16 protein-coding genes and 1 tRNA gene are annotated in these 17,765 nt (G+C 70.5%); 12 read left to right on the forward strand and 5 right to left on the reverse strand.

Annotated features, from left to right (window positions below; all coding sequences use genetic code 11):
* Nucleotides 1–3 precede the first annotated feature (3 nt).
* The 6 genes from OOK40_RS01845 to OOK40_RS01870 all read left to right on the forward strand — a co-directional run bounded on the left by OOK40_RS01845 (nucleotide 4) and on the right by OOK40_RS01870 (nucleotide 8,885).
* Entirely contained in the window at nucleotides 4–1,638 is a 1,635-nt protein-coding gene (locus OOK40_RS01845) for a beta-N-acetylhexosaminidase (protein WP_266475980.1), read from the forward strand.
* Nucleotides 1,639–1,926: 288 nt separating this feature from the next.
* A complete protein-coding gene (locus OOK40_RS01850; protein ID WP_266475981.1) occupies nucleotides 1,927–2,823 on the forward strand; it encodes a xanthine dehydrogenase family protein subunit M in 897 nt (298 codons plus the stop codon).
* A gap of 23 nt (nucleotides 2,824–2,846) precedes the next feature.
* Nucleotides 2,847–4,169, forward strand: coding sequence for a 2Fe-2S iron-sulfur cluster-binding protein (locus OOK40_RS01855; RefSeq protein WP_266478752.1), 1,323 nt, complete (start codon nucleotides 2,847–2,849; stop codon nucleotides 4,167–4,169).
* Nucleotides 4,166–6,481: a xanthine dehydrogenase family protein molybdopterin-binding subunit gene (locus tag OOK40_RS01860; RefSeq protein ID WP_266475983.1), complete on the forward strand. Its 2,316-nt coding sequence runs from the start codon at nucleotides 4,166–4,168 to the stop codon at nucleotides 6,479–6,481. The genes OOK40_RS01855 and OOK40_RS01860 overlap by 4 nt, the downstream gene beginning before the upstream one ends.
* 236 nt (nucleotides 6,482–6,717) lie before the next feature.
* Nucleotides 6,718–7,923 carry an alpha/beta hydrolase gene (locus tag OOK40_RS01865; protein ID WP_266475984.1) on the forward strand — a complete coding sequence of 402 codons (1,206 nt, stop codon included), beginning with the start codon at nucleotides 6,718–6,720 and terminating at the stop codon, nucleotides 7,921–7,923.
* Nucleotides 7,920–8,885, forward strand: a complete 966-nt coding sequence (locus tag OOK40_RS01870; protein WP_266475985.1) for a hypothetical protein — start codon at nucleotides 7,920–7,922, stop codon at nucleotides 8,883–8,885. The genes OOK40_RS01865 and OOK40_RS01870 overlap by 4 nt, the downstream gene beginning before the upstream one ends.
* Before the next feature lie 167 nt (nucleotides 8,886–9,052).
* On the opposite strand, the gene OOK40_RS01875 is transcribed toward OOK40_RS01870, so the two are convergent.
* A tRNA-Cys gene (locus OOK40_RS01875) sits at nucleotides 9,053–9,124 on the reverse strand.
* A 177-nt stretch (nucleotides 9,125–9,301) separates the two neighbouring features.
* On the opposite strand from OOK40_RS01875, the gene OOK40_RS01880 reads away from it, so the two are divergent.
* The 6 genes from OOK40_RS01880 to OOK40_RS01905 all read left to right on the forward strand — a co-directional run bounded on the left by OOK40_RS01880 (nucleotide 9,302) and on the right by OOK40_RS01905 (nucleotide 15,112).
* A complete protein-coding gene (locus tag OOK40_RS01880; RefSeq protein ID WP_266475987.1) occupies nucleotides 9,302–10,780 on the forward strand; it encodes an MFS transporter in 1,479 nt (492 codons plus the stop codon).
* 30 nt (nucleotides 10,781–10,810) lie between these two features.
* Nucleotides 10,811–11,008, forward strand: coding sequence for a CopG family transcriptional regulator (locus tag OOK40_RS01885; RefSeq protein WP_266475989.1), 198 nt, complete (start codon nucleotides 10,811–10,813; stop codon nucleotides 11,006–11,008).
* Nucleotides 11,009–11,392: a type II toxin-antitoxin system death-on-curing family toxin gene (locus OOK40_RS01890; protein WP_266475990.1), complete on the forward strand. Its 384-nt coding sequence runs from the start codon at nucleotides 11,009–11,011 to the stop codon at nucleotides 11,390–11,392.
* A gap of 124 nt (nucleotides 11,393–11,516) precedes the next feature.
* Nucleotides 11,517–13,301, forward strand: a complete 1,785-nt coding sequence (locus tag OOK40_RS01895; protein ID WP_266475991.1) for a DEAD/DEAH box helicase — start codon at nucleotides 11,517–11,519, stop codon at nucleotides 13,299–13,301.
* 217 nt (nucleotides 13,302–13,518) lie between these two features.
* Nucleotides 13,519–14,160, forward strand: coding sequence for an IclR family transcriptional regulator (locus tag OOK40_RS01900; RefSeq protein ID WP_266475993.1), 642 nt, complete (start codon nucleotides 13,519–13,521; stop codon nucleotides 14,158–14,160).
* 163 nt (nucleotides 14,161–14,323) lie between these two features.
* Nucleotides 14,324–15,112, forward strand: a complete 789-nt coding sequence (locus OOK40_RS01905) for a S16 family serine protease (RefSeq protein ID WP_266475995.1) — start codon at nucleotides 14,324–14,326, stop codon at nucleotides 15,110–15,112.
* On the opposite strand, the gene OOK40_RS01910 is transcribed toward OOK40_RS01905, so the two are convergent.
* From OOK40_RS01910 to OOK40_RS01925, 4 genes are all read right to left on the reverse strand, one after another.
* Nucleotides 15,051–16,355, reverse strand: a complete 1,305-nt coding sequence (locus OOK40_RS01910) for an MFS transporter (protein ID WP_266475996.1) — start codon at nucleotides 16,353–16,355, stop codon at nucleotides 15,051–15,053. The genes OOK40_RS01905 and OOK40_RS01910 overlap by 62 nt on opposite strands.
* On the reverse strand, nucleotides 16,352–16,534 hold the full coding sequence (locus OOK40_RS01915) for a hypothetical protein (protein WP_266475998.1): 183 nt from the start codon (nucleotides 16,532–16,534) through the stop codon (nucleotides 16,352–16,354). The genes OOK40_RS01910 and OOK40_RS01915 overlap by 4 nt, the downstream gene beginning before the upstream one ends.
* A gap of 71 nt (nucleotides 16,535–16,605) precedes the next feature.
* Entirely contained in the window at nucleotides 16,606–17,190 is a 585-nt protein-coding gene (locus OOK40_RS01920) for a transcriptional regulator (protein WP_266475999.1), read from the reverse strand.
* A gap of 83 nt (nucleotides 17,191–17,273) precedes the next feature.
* Entirely contained in the window at nucleotides 17,274–17,750 is a 477-nt protein-coding gene (locus OOK40_RS01925) for an Lrp/AsnC family transcriptional regulator (protein ID WP_266476000.1), read from the reverse strand.
* Nucleotides 17,751–17,765: the final 15 nt, after the last annotated feature.

Raw genomic sequence — 17,765 nt, forward strand, 5'->3', positions numbered from 1 at the left:
GTGATGGACCTGATTCCGGCCCCTTCGTACATCGAAGGCCCGTACCGCTGCGGCTTCGTCATGGATGCCCGTACGTCCATTACCGCCGGACCCGGTACCGAGCGGACGGAGCGGTGGCTGCGCTCCGCACTCGGCGCGGCCTTCGGCCTGCCGCTCCCACCCGCGCCGCAGGCCACGGGCAACAGGCTCACCCTGCGCATCGACAACTCGCTGCGGCCCGAGGCATACCGGCTGACGGTGGCCTCGACGGTGGGTGTGGAGATCGCCGGCGGCGACGCGGCGGGTGTCTTCTGGGGCGCCCAGACGCTGCGTCAACTCCTGGGCACGGAGGCATTTCGCCAAGCGCCCGTCACCAGGGCCACAGCGGCCCTGCCGGACCAGGTCATCGAGGACAGTCCGCGCTTTCCCTGGCGCGGCCTCATGCTCGATGTCTCACGGCACTTCATGCCCAAGGCCGACGTCCTGCGCTATCTCGATCTGCTCGCCGCACACAAGCTCAACGTCTTCCACTTCCACCTCACCGACGACCAGGGCTGGCGCGTCGAGATCAAGCGCCACCCGAGGCTCACCGAGGTCGGAGCCTGGCGCCCACGCACCAAATACGGCCATCGCGCCTCCGAACTCTGGGACGAGCGACCGCACGGCGGTTACTACACGCAGGACGACATCCGCGAGATCGTGGCGTACGCCGCCGAGCGGCATATCACCGTCGTCCCCGAGATCGACATCCCCGGCCACTCGCAGGCGGCCATCGCCGCATATCCGGAACTCGGCAACACCGACGTCATCGATACGACCTCCCTCTCCGTGTGGGACAACTGGGGCGTCAATCCGAACGTACTCGCCCCCACTGACAACACCCTGCGCTTCTACGAGGGCGTCTTCGAGGAGCTCCTCGACCTCTTCCCGTCCACCTTCGTCCACGTCGGCGGCGACGAGTGCCCCAAGGACCAGTGGAAGGCGTCCCCGGCCGCCCAGGCCCGCATCACGGAGCTGGGGCTGAAGGGCGAGGACGAACTCCAGTCCTGGTTCATCCGGCATTTCGACACCTGGCTCACCGAGCGCGGCCGCCGCCTCATCGGCTGGGACGAGATCCTTCAGGGCGGGCTCGCGCCCGGCGCCGCCGTCTCCTCCTGGCGTGGATACGCCGGCGGTATCGCCGCCGCCGAGGCCGGTCACGACGTCGTCATGTGCCCCGAGCAGCACGTGTACTTGGACCACCGCCAGCACGGCGGCCCGGACGAGCCGATGCCCATCGGATACGTACGCACCCTTGAGGACGTCTATCGCTTCGAGCCCGTTCCCTCTGCCCTGTCGCCCGAGGCCGCCGCGCACGTCCTCGGTACCCAGGCCAATGTCTGGACCGAGGTGATGCAGGACCGCTCCCGGGTCGACTACCAGGTCTTTCCGAGGCTCGCCGCCTTCGCCGAGGTCGCCTGGTCCGCGCTGCCCGCACCCGTCGAGCGTGACTTCGTGGATTTCGAACGGCGAATGACGGTCCACTACAGGCGCCTTGACGCGCTCGGCGTCGACTACCGGCCGCCCGGGGGCCCGTTGCCGTGGCAGAAGCGTCCCGCCCCCAAAGGAATGAAAGGCAGCATCGGACGCCCGATCGAGGGTGCGCCCCCAAACGTGTGAGCCCGGCCGGAACTCGCATATCCGGCGCCCGCTGCCCTGGGACGGTTGAACCGTGTAAGGAAAAAGCCGCACATCGGTCGCCGAAGAGTGGCAATCCGCATGTGGCGCCGACGGTGTTCCAAAACGGACCAACGCCGCGAGACGGTATATCCGGTACGGATATGTCCTTCGCGGACCCTCTCGTCGGTCGGCTCGGAAGATGTGCCAGAGTTGCCACGTCCGGGCTGTGAGCACGTACGGTACGGCAACAAAGGCGGGACAGCCGGGACACCGGGAAGGGGCAGCTGGGTGACCACGCACGCACCGCAGGCGGCGCAGTCGGTGACGCTGCCGGCTTCGCTCGACGAGGCCGTGGCGGCGCTCACCGCCATGCCCGCCGCCGTGCCTGTCGCGGGCGGCACCGACCTCATGGCCGCCGTCAACAAAGGACAGCTCCGTCCGGCCGGTCTCGTCGGCCTCGGCCGTATCAGCGAGATCCGCGGCTGGCGCTACCAGGACGGACACGCACTGCTCGGCGCCGGACTGACTCACGCCCGGATGGGGCGGCCCGACTTCGCCGCCCTCATTCCCGCGCTGGCCGCGTCCGCGCGCGCGGCGGGCCCGCCCCAGATCCGTAACGCTGGCACGCTCGGCGGCAATATCGCCACCTCGTCCCCTACCGGGGACACGCTGCCCGTGCTGGCCGCGCTGGAGGCGGACCTGATCATCGCGGGCCCCGGCGGCACCCGCCGCGAGATTCCCGTGTCCCACCTGCTGGCGGGCCGCGAAATGCTCGCCCCTGCCGAACTGATCGGCTTCGTACGCGTCCCGCTCCTGCACGCCCCGCAGGTCTTCCTGAAGGCCACCGGGCGCACCGGGCCCGGCCGCGCGGGCGCGTCCGTCGCGGTCGTCCTCGATCCGGCGCGGCGCGGCGTGCGCTGCGCGGTGGGCGCGATCGCGCCGATGCCGCTGCGGCCGCTGGAGGCCGAGCGGTGGATCGCGTCTCTGATCGACTGGGACGGCGAGCGAGGCCTCGCGAGCGAGGCGCTGGCGGCCTTCGGCGAGTACGTCGCGGCGGCGTGCATTCCGGATCCGGCGCCGACTGCGCAGGGCGAGGAACAGCCCGTGCTGCCGCCCGCCGTACTGCATCTGCGGCGCACCGTCGCCGCGCTGGCCCGACGTGCACTGGGGAGGGCGCTGTCGTGAGCAATGAGGAGAATTCGCGCGAAATGCCGCACGAGCTCCCGCCGGAGCAGGGCGGCTGGCAGCCGATTCCGCACGGCGGTGAGTACGACGCCGAGGCCACGGCCTTCCTGCAGTTGCCGCCCGAGGGCATGCTGGACGCCGCGCCGCTCGAGGCGCCGGGGCACGGCTACGTACCGCCGGTGATCCCGCCTCGCGCCCCGGACGCCGCCGATCCGGGCGCGACGGGCAGCTGGGCCGTGCACCAGCCGACGGGTGAGCCCGCGGCGGTGCGCTGGCCGGAGCCCGAGGCCCCGCACGCCGAGCGCGTCGACCCGCATGCCACGGGTCAGTGGACCTTCACCGAGGCGGAGCCCGCCCCGGCTCCGGCCCCGTCCGCCTCCGAGCTGACCGGCCAGTGGACGATCCCCGTGGCCGACGGCGATCTTCCCGAGGAGTCCGGCGAGTTCACGACATCCGCGCTGCGGTCCCAGTGGGGCACCGCGCCCGCCACGCTGCCGGGCGGGGCCGCTGCCCCGTGGGCCCCGTCCCCCGATGCCCCGGCCACGCTGCCGGGCGGTGCGACCGCGCCCTGGGCGACGGCCCCGGAGCCCGCCGTGGCCGAGGAGCCCGTCCCCGAGCCGCTCAGTGCCGCGGCGCTGCCCGGGCAGACCCCTGGCGACCCCTCCGGGCAGCCGTCCGGGGAAACCGCGGACGCGTCCCCTGAGGCGGTATCGGAGCCCGAGCAGGAGGCCGCTGTCCTCAGCTCCTCCATCGACAGCGACGAACACCCGCCCACCTCCTACGTCCTGCGCGTCAACGGCACCGACCGCCCCGTCACCGACGCCTGGATCGGCGAATCCCTGCTCTACGTGCTGCGCGAGCGCCTCGGCCTCGCCGGCGCCAAGGACGGCTGCTCGCAGGGCGAGTGCGGCGCGTGCAACGTCCAGGTCGACGGCCGTCTGGTCGCCTCCTGCCTGGTCCCCGCCGCGACGGCCGCCGGCTCCGAGGTCCGTACGGTCGAGGGCCTCGCCGCCGACGGCGAGCCCTCCGACGTCCAGCGCGCCCTGGCGGGCTGCGGCGCGGTCCAGTGCGGCTTCTGCATCCCCGGTATGGCCATGACCGTCCACGACCTCCTGGAGGGCAACCACGCCCCCACGGAGCTCGAGACCCGCCAGGCCCTGTGCGGCAACCTCTGCCGCTGCTCCGGCTACCGGGGCGTCCTCGAAGCCGTAGGCGAGGTGGTCGCCGAACGTGCCGCGAGTGCCGCGGCCGCCACCGAGGCGAGTGAGGAAGCCCGCATCCCGCACCAGGCGCCCCCCGGCGCCGGTAGTGTGCAGCCCCACCCGCACGACGGAGGCATGGCGTGAGCAACGACGCGGCCACCACTGCGACGCCCCGGACGGTCGACGCCGGGCAGCCCGAGGCGCCGGCCCACGGCATCGGCGCGTCGCTCCCGCCGGCCGATGCCCGCGCCAAGACCGAGGGCACGTTCCCGTACGCCGCCGACCTGTGGGCCGAGGGCCTGCTGTGGGCGGCGATCCTGCGCTCCCCGCACCCGCACGCGCGGATCGGCTCGATCGACACGTCCGCGGCCCTTGAGATGCCAGGCGTACGGGCCGTAGTGACCCATGAGGACATCCCGGGCGATTCTTCGTACGGCAGGCGTATCGCCGACCGTCCCGTCTTCGCCTCCGACCTCGTCCGCCACCACGGCGAGGCGATCGCGGCCGTCGCCGCGGACCACCCCGACACGGCCCGGCTCGCCGCCGCGGCGATCGCCGTCGAGTACGAAGTACTCGACCCGGTCACAGACCCCGAGAAGGCCTTCGCCGCCGAACCCCTGCACCCCGACGGCAATCTCATCCGCCACATCCCGCTGCGCTACGGCGACCCGGACGCGACGGGCGAGGTGATCGTCGAGGGCCTGTACCGCATCGGCCGCCAGGACCCTGCGCCCATCGGCGCCGAGGCTGGCCTCGCCGTCCCGCGCCCCGACGGCGGCGTCGAGCTGTACGCCGCGTCGACCGACCCCCACACGGACCGCGATCTGGCGGCCGCGTGCTTCGGCCTGGAGCCGGACCGGGTGAAGGTCGTGGTCACAGGCGTCCCGGGCGCGACGGGCGACCGCGAGGACCCCGGCTTCCAACTCCCGCTGGGACTGCTGGCGTTGAAGACCGGCTGCCCGGTCAAACTGACCGCCACCCGCGAGGAGTCCTTCCTCGGCCACGCCCACCGCCACCCGACGCTGCTGCGCTACCGCCACCACGCGGACTCCGAGGGCCACCTGGTCAAGGTCGAGGCCCAACTCCTCCTCGACGCGGGCGCGTACGCCGACGCCTCCTCCGAGTCCCTCGCGGCAGCCGTCGCTTTCGCCTGCGGTCCCTACGTCGTCCCGCACGCCTTCATCGAGGGCTGGGCGGTCCGTACGAACAACCCTCCCTCCGGCCATGTGCGCGGCGAGGGAGCGATGCAGGTGTGCGCGGCGTACGAGGCGCAGATGGACAAGCTGGCGGGGAAGCTCGGCATCGACCCCGTGGACCTGCGCCTGCGCAACGCGCTGGCGACGGGAGACATCCTCCCCACCGGCCAGACGGTCACCTGCCCCGCGCCCGTCGCCGAACTCCTCCAGGCCGTACGAGACTTCCCCCTCCCGACCCTCCCGAAGGACACCCCGGAAGCGGCCTGGCTCCTGCCCGGCGGCCCGGAGGGCGCGGGCGAGCCCGGCGCGATCCGCCGAGGCGTCGGCTACGCGCTGGGCATGGTCCACATGCTCGGGGCGGAAGGCACCGACGAGGTCTCCACAGCGACGGTCAAGGTCCACGACGGCGTCGCGACGGTGATCTGCGCGGCCGTCGAGACCGGCCAGGGCTTCTCCACCCTCGCCCGCCAGATCGTCCAGGAGACGCTGGGCGTCGAAGAGGTCCACGTGGCCTCGGTCGACACGGACCAGCCCCCGGCGGGCCCGGCCGCCCACGGCCGCCACACCTGGGTCTCCGGCGGCGCCGTCGAGCGGGCGGCGAAGATGGTCCGCACCCAGCTGCTGCAGCCCCTGGCCCACAAGTTCGGCATGTCCACTGAGCTCCTCCAGATCACCGACGGCAAGATCACGTCGTACGACGGTGTCCTGTCGACGACGGTCACCGAGGCGATGGATGGCAAGGAACTCTGGGCAACGGCCCAGTGCCGCCCCCACCCCACCGAACCCCTCGACGAGGCCGGCCAGGGCGACGCCTTCGTGGGCATGGCCTTCTGCGCGATCCGCGCGGTGGTCGACGTCGACATCGAACTGGGCTCGATCCGCGTGGTCGAAATGGCGGTCGCCCAGGACGTGGGCCGCGTCCTCAACCCGGCCCAACTGGCAACCCGCATCGAAGCGGGCATCACCCAGGGCGTCGGCGCGGCCCTGACAGAAAACCTCCGCACGGCCCGCGGCCTGGTCCGCCACCCGGACCTGACGGGCTACGCACTCCCGACATCCCTGGACGCCCCGGATATTCGCATCGTGAAACTAGTCGAGGAACGCGACGTGGTGGCCCCCTTCGGCGCGAAGCCGGCAAGCGCGGTTCCGGTGGTCACCTCACCCGCGGCGGTGGCTTCAGCGGTCCGCGCGGCGACGGGCCGACCGATCAACAGGCTCCCGATCAGGGCTCAGGCGGCGGTGGCGGTCCCCAACTCGTAGCCGTGTGACGCGCATTGCACGTGCAGTCCTATGGGACCGAGCCGGGAAGGTCCGCCGTGTTCGTGGCGGAGGGCGTGAAGTGTGAGAACCGGCTGACGTTCCCGGATCCGCCGAAGCGTATGGCCTGAAACAGCGAGCAGGGTAGTGCTGCTGAGCACCGGAATAAGTGCGGGTGCTCACGGAGCTGGTGATCCATACTCATCCGGGCCCGTGTCCCGAGCGGCAGGGTTGCTAGCGTGCGCGACGCTGCTGATGCCTACCTCGACACGATCAAGCCACCGCCCAAGAACGACTGGCCCCAGGACAACGCCAACTGGTGGAACGGCCTCTCCCAGGAGCAGCGCGACGCCTACGTCTCCATGCACCCCGCGAGCATCGGAGCGCTCGACGGCCTTCCCTCCGCCGTACGCGACGACGCGAACCGGATGGTGCTCGCCGAGGCCCGAGGTGCCGCGCAGGTCGAATACGACACGTGGCTCAAGAAGCATCCGGAGCCCACGCGGTACACGGACTACATCAACCCCATGACCGGCACCATCATGAAGGGCGTCAAGGTCGACAGCGTGGCGTGGAAGGAATGGAACGAGAAGAAGAAGCAGCAGGAGAACGGCTACAAGGGCATGGACGCCATCCAGAAGCGTTTCGACAGCTACACGAGCGAGAGTAATCGCCCCTATCTGCTCGGATTCGACGGCAACAACATGGGCCGCGCCATCGTCTCCATCGGAAATCCGGACACCGCCGACAATGTGGTGACGTACGTGCCCGGGACGTTCGCCAAGCTGGAGTCCATCGGCGGAGAGATGGACAGGGCTGTGGCGCTCCAGGCGGAGGCGGAGCGCCAGGATGGCGCCCACTCGACGGCTTCGATCGTGTGGCTCGGTTACGACGCCCCGCAGGGCATCATGACCGATGCGACGGAGACCAAGTGGGCCGACAACGCCAAGGAGCCGCTCGGCAACTTCATCCAGGGGATCGAGGAAGCCAATCACCGCGACAGCGGTGTGAACCAGACGCTCATGGGTCACAGCTACGGGTCCCTGGTGGTGGGCGAGACGATGAGCATGCACATAGACCTGCCGGTCGACAACGCGATCATGGTGGGCAGTCCGGGCGTGGGCGTGGACCACGCGAAGGACCTGAACATCCCGCCGAACCATGTCTTCGCGGCCACGGCCCAGAACGACCTCATCAACGCCGCCCCGCCCCCGGCAGGCCCCCTGGCCCCCCTCAACCCGAAGGCGTACATGGAGTTTTTCGACGACCACTCGATCGTCCACGGAACCGACCCGACTTCCGACGACTTCGGCGGCCAGGTCTTCAAGGTCCCCGACGGGAAGCTGCCGGGCAAGGACTGGGAAATGATGCCCGCACACTCTCAGTACTGGGACGAAAAGCCTCTCGGTAGCCTGGCGAAGATCGTTACCGGAGGACGACCGTGAATCTACGCAAAGCAATCCCGGCTGCCGCACTGCTGGCCATGACGATCACGGTGACCGCGTGCGGGGCGCAGGGGGACGGACAGAAAACCGGCGGAGAAGCACCGAAGCAGGTCACGATGAACGAGCAGCAGGCGATCGACCGGGCAGAGGAAATCATTCACCGGGCGGTGGACGGCATGTCCCCCCAACCGACACTGGAGCGCATGGGCCACGCGCCCGTCGGCGCCTGCATCGCCAGGGACGACCACGGCCCCGACGACCGCGTGCAGGTCACCGTCATCTACAAACTGACGGGCGTTCCGGGGTCCGAGGCCCAGAACCTCGTGCGGCAGGCGCGGGATGCCTGGCTGAAGCAGGGCTACAAGTACAACACCTCGGGCGAGGTCGACTGGTCCAGCCCCTTTCCGACGGTCTACATGCGTACGGAGCCCGACGACTTCTGGATGGACGCCGTGACCGGCGTCATGGACCGCGCCAAGGGCGAGGGCGTCGCCTCTCTCAAGGTGACATCGCCCTGCTTCCTCCCGCCGGGCAAGGCCTCGGGGGCGACCGCGGCCGATCCCGCCGCGCTGGAGACCCCGAAGGCCGACGATCCCGCCGCGCGCCGGGCCCTCGGCCACTCCAGCCGGATCTACGACGCCCTGCGGGTCGGGTCGGCGCCCACGCAGCCCGGGGAAGGCCTCAGCACGGTCCAGGACGAGTCGGGAACCTCGGTCCATCACACCTGGTCGACCGAGCCACTGCCAGAGGACGAGACGGTACGGGCTCTGGCACGCGCGCAGGCGTACTTCCAGAGCGCGGGATGGAACGTACACCACATGCCGACGCTTGAGGGCATCCCGGCCGTCGTCGCCCGCCACCCCGAAGAGGGCACGATCGCACAGGTCGCAGCCTCGACCACCGGCGCGGTGCGCGTCGCGGTCACGACGCCCGTCAACGAACCAGTGTCCGCAGACATATGACAGCGTGCCTCACGTGCGCCTGGCGAGAAGTCCGGGGCGCGATCCTGGCTCCGACCGCGCGTGAGTGGCGACAGCCTGAAGGTCACCCGGCCGACGGTCGGCGCGCGTGGCTGAAAGGCGGCATCCCATCCGGGATGCCGCCTCGTTTTGCCTGGTCAAGGCTGCAGAGGCCGTGACCGGAATCGAACCGGCGTAACTCGCTTTGCAGGCGAGTCCCTCAACCACTCGGGCACACGGCCGTGTGACTCCAATGCGTCGACCGTAGGCGGGGCCAAGACGCCGCTCAAGGCTTCGGCCCGGGACGCAATGCGACTGCCATACGGCGTTCACGGTTCGCGGTCGTACGACCAAGGGACCAGTCGGGTCCCGTCCAGCGACAGGGCTCAACGCCGCCCATGCCCCTTACTCTGAGGGCCATGACCGCCCTCGAACCCCGTGACGCCGATGTCACGCCGCCGACCGACGACGCAGACGTGGTGCCCGAGGGGCAGGGCGTTCTCGGCAGAGCGCATCGCGCGCTCAGTGTCGGGATCGTCTCCGTCGTCGTGCTGATCGCCTTCGAGGCGACCGCCGTCGGGACCGCGATGCCCGTTGCCGCACGGGAGTTGCGCGGCATTGAGCTGTACGCCTTCGCCTTCTCCGCGTACTTCACGACCAGCCTCTTCGCGATGGTTCTCTCCGGGCAGTGGGCCGACCGGGACGGGCCGCTGCGGCCGCTCGCCGCGGGGATCGCTGCCTTCGGGGCTGGGCTGCTGCTTGCCGGGAGCGCGAGTGCGATGTGGCTGTTCATCGTCGGGCGGGCCGTGCAGGGGCTCGGCGGGGGGCTGGTGATCGTGGCTCTGTACGTGGTTGTCAGCCGGGCGTACCCGGAGCGGCTGCGGCCCGCGATCATGGCCGCTTTCGCGGCGAGTTGGGTTGTCCCGTCGGTCGTGGGGCCGCTCGCGTCCGGGACCGTCACCGAACACCTCGGCTGGCGCTGGGTGTTCATCGGCATCCCGCTTCTTGTCGTCTTCCCGCTGGCGCTCGCGCTGCCCGCGATACGGCGGATGGCGTCCGGGCCCGCGGATCCGTCCGCGCCGCGGCAGACCTTCGACGGGCGGCGGATCCGGCTGGCGCTCGGTATCTCGCTGGGGGCCGGGCTGCTGCAGTACGCAGGTCAGGACCTGAGGTGGCTGTCGGTGATCCCGGCCGCGGCGGGGGTCGCCCTTCTGGTGCCTGCCGTCCTCGGACTGCTGCCCCGCGGGACCTACCGTGCCGCGCGCGGGCTGCCCTCCGTCGTACTGCTGCGTGGGATCGCGGCCGGATCCTTCATCGCGGCGGAGTCCTTCATACCGCTGATGCTGGTCACCCAGCGGGGACTGTCGCCGACGATGGCCGGGCTCTCGCTGGCGGTCGGCGGGGCGACCTGGGCGCTCGGCTCGTACGTCCAGTCCCGGCCGAGGCTGGAGCCGTACCGGCAGCCGCTGGTGGTCGCCGGGATGATGCTGGTCGCGGCGGCGATCGCGACGGCTCCGAGTGTGCTGATCGCCTCGGTGCCGGTGTGGGTCGTGGGGGTCGCGTGGGGCGTGGGCTGCTTCGGGATGGGTCTGGTGCTCGCCTCGACGAGCGTGCTGCTGCTGAAGCTCTCGGCACCGGAGGAGGCGGGCGCGAACTCGGCGGCGCTCCAGATCTCGGACGGACTGTCGAACGTACTGCTCCTGGCGGCCGGGGGCGCGGCCTTCGCCGCGCTGGGCGGGGGAGCGGTGGGGGCGACCCATGCCGCGTCGGGGACGGCGGGTTCGCACCCGGTGGCTTTCGCGGCGGTGTTTCTGCCGATGGCGGGGGTGGCGCTCGTCGGGGCGTGGGTGGCGACGCGCTTGCGGGTGCGGGGCACCGAGGTTTCAGTATCAAAGTGACCCCACCGGTGGTACCTTTTCGGTATGGCTATGAATCTGCGTCTCCGCGACGACCAGCAAGAGGCTCTCAAGCTCCGGGCTGACCAAGAGGGCCGGAGCATGCACGCCATAGTGCTTCAGGCGATCGACCGGTACTTGGCGCAGGAGGCGGACCGGGAGTCCGTCCGCCGCCTCGGCGCCAAGTACGCCGTGCGTCACGCTGATCTGCTGAAGCGACTGGGCGAGTAGGTGAAGTATCTGACCGTCCAGGAGGTCCTGGACCTGGCGGAACTCGCTTGCGAGGGGCAGCAGGTAGCGGTGCGCGACCTGGGGCTGCTCAGCTCGGCAGTGCATCGCCCACAGTCGCAGATGTTCGGCATTGAGGCATATGTCGATCTCTTCGAGAAGGCCGCCGCTCTGCTCCAATCGCTGGCCGTGAACCATCCCCTGGTGGACGGAAACAAGCGGATGGCGTGGATGTCCACGGTCGTGTTCCTCGATTTCAACGGCACCGAAATGGTCGATGTCGATCAGGACGAGGCGTACAAACTCGTCATCGAAGTGGCCATGGGCAGTCTCGAAGACGTGAGTCAGATCGCCCTGCGTCTGCGCACCTTGCACGAAGAGATGTGAGCTGAGTCGCACCCTGGGCGGGCCCGGCCTTGTTCGGCCGGGCCCGCCCGTCGCTCACCGGTAGGGTGGCCCGGTTGTCGTACCGACGTGCGCCCCGAGCCCCCGAGCCCGTGAACCGGAGACCGTGACTACTACCGCCTCCCACCACCTCTCGCCCGCGTTCCCCGGGCGTGCCCCTTGGGGTACCGCAAGCAAGCTGCGTGCCTGGCAGCAGGGTGCCATGGAGCGGTATCTCCACGAGCAGCCACGGGACTTCCTCGCCGTCGCCACCCCCGGCGCCGGGAAGACCACCTTCGCGCTCACCCTCGCCTCCTGGCTGCTGCACCATCACGTCGTCCAGCAGATCACCGTCGTCGCGCCCACCGAGCACCTCAAGAAGCAGTGGGCCGCGGCCGCCGCGCGGATAGGCATCAAGCTCGATCCGGAGTACAGCGCCGGGCCGCTGAGCAAGGAGTACCAGGGCGTCGCGGTGACCTACGCGGGTGTCGGCGTACGGCCCATGCTCCACCGCAACCGCTGCGAGCAGCGCAAGACCCTGGTGATCCTCGACGAGATTCACCACGCCGGTGACTCGAAGTCGTGGGGCGAGGCGTGCCTGGAGGCCTTCGACCCGGCGACCCGGCGGCTCGCGCTGACCGGTACGCCCTTCCGGTCCGACACCAACCCCATTCCCTTCGTGCAGTACGAGGAAGGGAACGACGGGATCCGGCGGTCCTCCGCCGACTACACCTATGGGTACGGGAACGCTCTGGGGGACGGGGTCGTACGGCCCGTCATCTTCCTCAGCTACAGCGGCAATATGCGCTGGCGCACCAAGGCGGGCGACGAGATCGCCGCGCGCCTCGGCGAGCCGATGACCAAGGACGCGATCTCGCAGGCCTGGCGCACCGCGCTCGACCCGCGCGGCGACTGGATGCCGAATGTGCTGCGCGCCGCCGACAAGCGGCTGACGGAGGTCAGGAAGAGCATCCCGGACGCCGGCGGTCTCGTCATCGCCTCCGACCAGGACTCGGCGCGTGCGTACGCCAAGCTGATCCGCGAGATCACCGGCACCAAGGCGACCGTCGTGCTCTCCGACGAAGCCGCCTCGTCCCAGCGGATCGAGGAGTTCAGCGAGAACGAGGACCGCTGGATGGTCGCGGTCCGCATGGTGTCCGAGGGCGTCGACGTGCCGCGCCTCGCCGTGGGCGTGTACGCCACCACCATTTCGACGCCGCTCTTCTTCGCGCAGGCGGTGGGGCGGTTCGTACGGTCCCGCCGACGCGGCGAGACCGCGTCCGTCTTCCTGCCGACCATCCCCAACCTCCTCGGCTTCGCCAACGAGATGGAGGTCGAGCGCGACCACGTCCTCGACAAGCCGAAGAAGGACGGGGAGGACGACCCGTACGCCGAGTCCGAGAAGGAAATGGCGGAGGCGGAGAAGCAGCAGGACGAGGACACCGGTGAGCAGGACATGCTCCCCTTCGAGGCGCTCGAGTCCGACGCGGTCTTCGACCGGGTGCTCTACGACGGCGCCGAGTTCGGCATGCAGGCACATCCGGGGAGCGAGGAGGAGCAGGACTACCTCGGCATCCCGGGGCTCCTGGAACCCGACCAGGTGCAGCTCCTGCTCCAGAAGCGGCAGGCACGGCAGATCGCGCACAGCCGCAAGAAGCCCGACGACGAGGCCGATCTGCTGGAGCTGCCGGCCGAGCGGCGTCCCGTGGTCTCCCACAAGGAGCTGCTGGAGCTGAGGAAGCAGCTCAACACGATGGTCGGCGCGTACGTCCACCAGAGCGGCAAGCCGCACGGGGTCATCCACACCGAGCTGCGCCGGGTGTGCGGCGGGCCGCCGAGCGCGGAGGCGACCGCCGGGCAGATCCGGGAGCGGATCAAGAAGGTTCAGGAGTGGGCGACGCGAATGCGGTGATCCGGACCCCGCCCGTGACCGGATTCTGGACGAGGTCTTCCGCTGAGCGGACCAGGTCGCTACTGTCCCCGCATTGCACACGCCCCGTGGCAGCGCCGCCGCGGAGCGCAGCCGGTGTGCCAGGGCCTGCCGGCGGCCTCGGGGTGCGTCGCCGATGGGACCGGTGTCGCTGCTTCCGTCGAGGACCGCCGTCACTCACTCCGAAGGAGAGGGCGTCGTGACCGCGGAGACTTCCCAGACGCTCGACCGGGGACTGCGTGTCCTCAAGCTGCTCGCCGACACCGACCACGGGCTGACCGTCACCGAGTTGTCCACCAAACTCGGCGTCAACCGAACCGTCGTCTACCGTCTGCTCGCCACCCTTGAGCAGCACGCCCTCGTCCGCCGTGACCTGGGCGGCCGCGCCCGGGTGGGCCTGGGCGTATTGCGCCTGGGCCGCCAGGTGCACCCGCTGGTGCGGGAGGCCGCGATGCCCGCCCTGCGCTCGCTCGCGGAGGACATAGGGGCTACGGCTCATCTCACCCTCGTCGACGGCGCGGAGGCCCTCGCGGTCGCGGTCGTCGAGCCGACGTGGACGGACTATCACGTGGCCTACCGGGCCGGGTTCCGTCATCCGCTGGACCGGGGCGCGGCGGGCAAGGCGATCCTGGCCGCGCGCCAGAACAAGGGGAAAGAACCCGGATACACGCTCACCCACGGCGAACTCGAGGCGGGCGCGAGCGGTGCGGCCGCGGCGCTGGTGGGGGTGACGGGGATAGAGGGGAGCGTGGGCGTGGTGATGCTCTCGGACTCGGTCCCGGAGAGGGTGGGCCCGAGGGTGGTCGACGCGGCGAGGGAAGTGGCGGACGCGCTGCGCTGACGGGTCCCCTGGCGGGGTGCCGGTGCGGTTCGGGGCGGGGGAGGAACCAGCCCGTGCCCCCGAACCTCCGGCAAGCGCCCTTGCGCCCTTGCGCCCTTGCGCCCCCTGAACCCCGCACCCCGGACCCCGCAGCCCCGCCCCCGCGTCCCGATACATTGACCCCGTGCTCTCCAGCCTCACGCGCCCCCGCGCCCTCGCCCTCTGCGCCCTCCCCATCGTCGCGCTCTTCGCCGTCGTCGGGCTCGCGCCGTTGCCGTACGCCGTGGCGCAGCCCGGTTCGACCGCCGATGTGCTGGGTGACGTCAAGGGCGCCCCGGTCATCACCATCTCCGGCGCCCCGACCCGTACACCCAAGGGCGAGCTGCGGATGACGACCATCGTCGCGACCGGGCCGTCCGCGGACGTCGATCTCGGGGATGTGGTCGACGCCTGGTTCAGGACGGACCGCGCGGTGCTGCCCCGTGACTCCGTCTATCCGCGGGGCAAGTCCGACGAGGAGGTCGCCGAGCACAACCTGAAGGACATGGAGAAGTCCCAGGACGTCGCGACCACCGCCGCGCTCTCGTTCCTCGGCGAGGATCCGGCGAAGGTCAAGGTCACCCTTCATCTCGCCGATGTCGGCGGGCCCAGCGCCGGGCTCCTGTTCTCGCTCGGGATCGTCGACAAGCTCGACGGCGACGGCGCGGGCGGCGATCTCACGGGGGGACGGACCGTCGCCGGTACGGGGACGATCAGCCCCAGCGGCGAGGTCGGGGCGGTCGGGGGTGTCTCGCTGAAGACTCGGGCCGCCAAGCGCGACGGCGCGAGTGTCTTCCTCGTGCCCAAGGGGGAGTGCTCCGACGCGCAGGCCGAGCTCCCCAAGGGGCTGCGGCTGATCCCCGTCACGACCCTCAAGGGCGCGGTGGAGTCGCTTCGGGCGCTGGAGAAGGGCGGGAAGGTTCCGAGCTGCTGACCGCCGCTGCGGGCGGCGCGTCCATCTCGCGCCAGCTCGGGAACACCGCCGGTGCCAGCGTCGCCAGGAAGTACACACAGCCGATCGCCAGCAACGCGGCTGCCAGTCCCGTTTGTTCGACGAGCCAGCCCGCGGCCAGTCCGCCGAGTGGAGTGGTCAGCAGGACACCCGAGGTCGTCACGCCCGCGACCCGGCTGCGCAGTTCGTCGGGAATCCGCTCGTAGATCACCGTGGTGAGGATCGGGTTGAGCATCCCGGCCCCGAGACCGCCGACGGCCATCGTCACGGCGAGCGGCACGGTCCCGTCGACCAGCGCGGCCACCACGAACCGCGGCAGTCCGCACAGCAGGAACGCCCCTGTGAACAGGACCCGCCGCGGGAAACGGTGCCCGATCGCGCCGTACAGGAGGGCGCCGAGCAGCGCGCAGCCCGCGAAGACGGCGACCAGCAGGCCCAGATGGCGCGCCCCGCCCAGATTCTCCCGGGCGTGTACGGGCAGCAGGACCGAACTCCAGCCCTGGTCAAGGCCGTTGGTGAGCATGACCATGGTCGTGATCGCCAGCAGCAGCCGGGTGCGCAGCAGGAAGGCGTATCCCTCGCGCAGCTCGCCCCGGTACGCCGCGAGGGAGACGGGCTTCGCGGCCCGCCGGGGATCGGCCGCGCCGAGTGCCCGTATGCCTGCGAAGATCAGCAGCGCGGAGCCGCAGAAGGTCAAGGCGTCCAGCAGCAGAACCGCCTCCGCGCCGGTCACCGCGATCAGTACGCCCGCGAGCGCCGCCCCGGCCATCCGGGCGCCGCGCGAGACCGCGTCGAAGAGGCTCGCAGCCCGGGAGAGGTCCGTGCCCGCCGCCTTCGCGAGATCGGGGACGAGCACATAGCGCGCGGTCTCGCCGGGCGCGTGGAAGAGGCCGGTCACGGCCATCAGCGTGCACAGCATCCAGAATGCGAGCGCCCCGGTGTAGTGCAGCAGCGGGATCGCGCCGATGGCGAGGGCACAGATCAGGTCGGAGGCGATGCTGACCCGGCGGCGGCCGATGCGGTCGATGACCGGGCCGCCGGCGATCGCGGAGACCACGACCGGCAGGGTCGCGCAGAAGGCGACCAGGCCCGCCTTGGCGGGGCTGCCCGTGGTCTCCAAGGCGAACCACGGGACGCCGACGAGGGTGAGTGAATTCCCGGTGATCGATACGGCGTTGGCCGCCAACACGCTCGCCAGCGGCCCCCGTCCCCCCTCGTCCTTCATGCGATACGTGCTTGTCGGCGCGCCGGCGGTTTCATGAGCCGCAGCCCCAACTCGACGAGCACCAGGCCGAGTTGTGTACGGATCGGGGCACGGCGGGGGCGCAGGGCGACCTCGGCGGTCTCGCCCCGCAGCTCGTCCGCGCGTATGGAGTGCAGCTGGCGATGCACGTCGGGATGCATGGCGGTGTCCTCTCGATCGGTCGCGCAGTCTGTCGCGCAGTTCGGTTGAGTCGGTCGGCGGGCTCGGCGAATCAGTCGGTCGAGCGCGGGAAGGAGTGCAGATGCATCCGGACCTGCGCGGCGTCCTCGGCCTCGGGGCCGGGCGCCAGCTCCGTGTAGCTCTCGATGAGGTCGTGGACCTTCGCGTTCAGCTCGAAGGCCTGCGCGGGAGTCAGCCGCAGAGTGAAGTCACTGAGGTCGGAGCTGCGGCGCCAGGCCTCGGGCCAGTCGTGCGCCGTGCCGAGCCAGGTGCCGACCTCCTCGGTGTGGTGGGTCGCGATCTCGTGCATCAGGAGATCGGCGGCCCCGCGCACCGCGGGATCGGGGTTGTCGAACAGCGAGTATTCGATGGTGATGCCCTCTTCCGCGGCCTTCCACCAGCGCTCCCGGCCCTTGCCGCGCTCCGGGTCGTCCGCGACGAAGCCGTGCGCCGCGAGCTGGCGCAGGTGGTAGCTGGTCGCGCCGCTGGATTCCCCGAGCTTCTCGGCCAGCTGCGAGGCAGTGGCGGGCCCGTCGTGCCGCAGCGTGTTCAGCAGGCGCATACGCAGCGGATGGGCGAGGCCGCGCAGAGAGCGCGGGTCGAGCCGGCGGTATTTGCGGTCTTCGGACTCGGACATGATGCAAAGATAGCTTTGCAGAGGAGTTGTTGCAACGATTTCTTTGCAAGCACCTCTTTGTAAGAGTCTCGCGCCGTGTCGCCTCAGACGTCTTCGTCCTCCGCCGCCTGCTCCACCAGCGGGATGATCCGCAAGCGCACGGGGTTTTCCATGACGATCGCCGTGGAGGCCCGGACGATGCCGTCAAAACCGACCACCAGGTCGATCACCCGTTGAAGATCGGCATTGGAACGGGCGACGAGGCGGCACAGCATGTCCCCGTGACCGGTGGTGGTGTGCAGCTCCAGCACTTCCGGTACGCCGCTCAAATGCGCCCGTACGTCCGCACCTTGTCCCTGTTTGATCTCCAGCGTCGCGAAGGCCGTGACGGGATAGCCGAGCGCCGCCGGATCGACGTCGGGGCCGAAGCCGCGGATGACCCCGTTCGACTGAAGGCGGTCAAGTCGCGCCTGTACGGTGCCGCGGGCGACCCCGAGCCGGCGGGATGCCTCAAGCACTCCGATCCGGGGCTCACGCGCCAGCAGGACGATGAGCCGGCCGTCCAGATGATCGATCGCCATGGCGTCTCCCGAATG

The sequence above is a fragment of the Streptomyces sp. NBC_01481 genome (genome assembly GCF_026339995.1).
Classification (GTDB): domain Bacteria; phylum Actinomycetota; class Actinomycetes; order Streptomycetales; family Streptomycetaceae; genus Streptomyces.

Bases quoted from the DNA above. Each gene is read 5' to 3' on its own strand.
- OOK40_RS01845 (WP_266475980.1), top strand. From the start codon at position 4: ATGGACCTGATTCCGGCCCCTTCGTACATCGAAGGCCCGTACCGCTGC.
- OOK40_RS01855 (WP_266478752.1), top strand. From the start codon at position 2,847: ATGCCGCACGAGCTCCCGCCGGAGCAGGGCGGCTGGCAGCCGATTCCG.
- OOK40_RS01880 (WP_266475987.1), top strand. From the start codon at position 9,302: ATGACCGCCCTCGAACCCCGTGACGCCGATGTCACGCCGCCGACCGAC.
- OOK40_RS01885 (WP_266475989.1), top strand. From the start codon at position 10,811: ATGAATCTGCGTCTCCGCGACGACCAGCAAGAGGCTCTCAAGCTCCGG.
- OOK40_RS01910 (WP_266475996.1), bottom strand. From the start codon at position 16,355: ATGAAGGACGAGGGGGGACGGGGGCCGCTGGCGAGCGTGTTGGCGGCC.
- OOK40_RS01915 (WP_266475998.1), bottom strand. From the start codon at position 16,534: ATGCATCCCGACGTGCATCGCCAGCTGCACTCCATACGCGCGGACGAG.
- OOK40_RS01920 (WP_266475999.1), bottom strand. From the start codon at position 17,190: ATGTCCGAGTCCGAAGACCGCAAATACCGCCGGCTCGACCCGCGCTCT.
- OOK40_RS01925 (WP_266476000.1), bottom strand. From the start codon at position 17,750: ATGGCGATCGATCATCTGGACGGCCGGCTCATCGTCCTGCTGGCGCGT.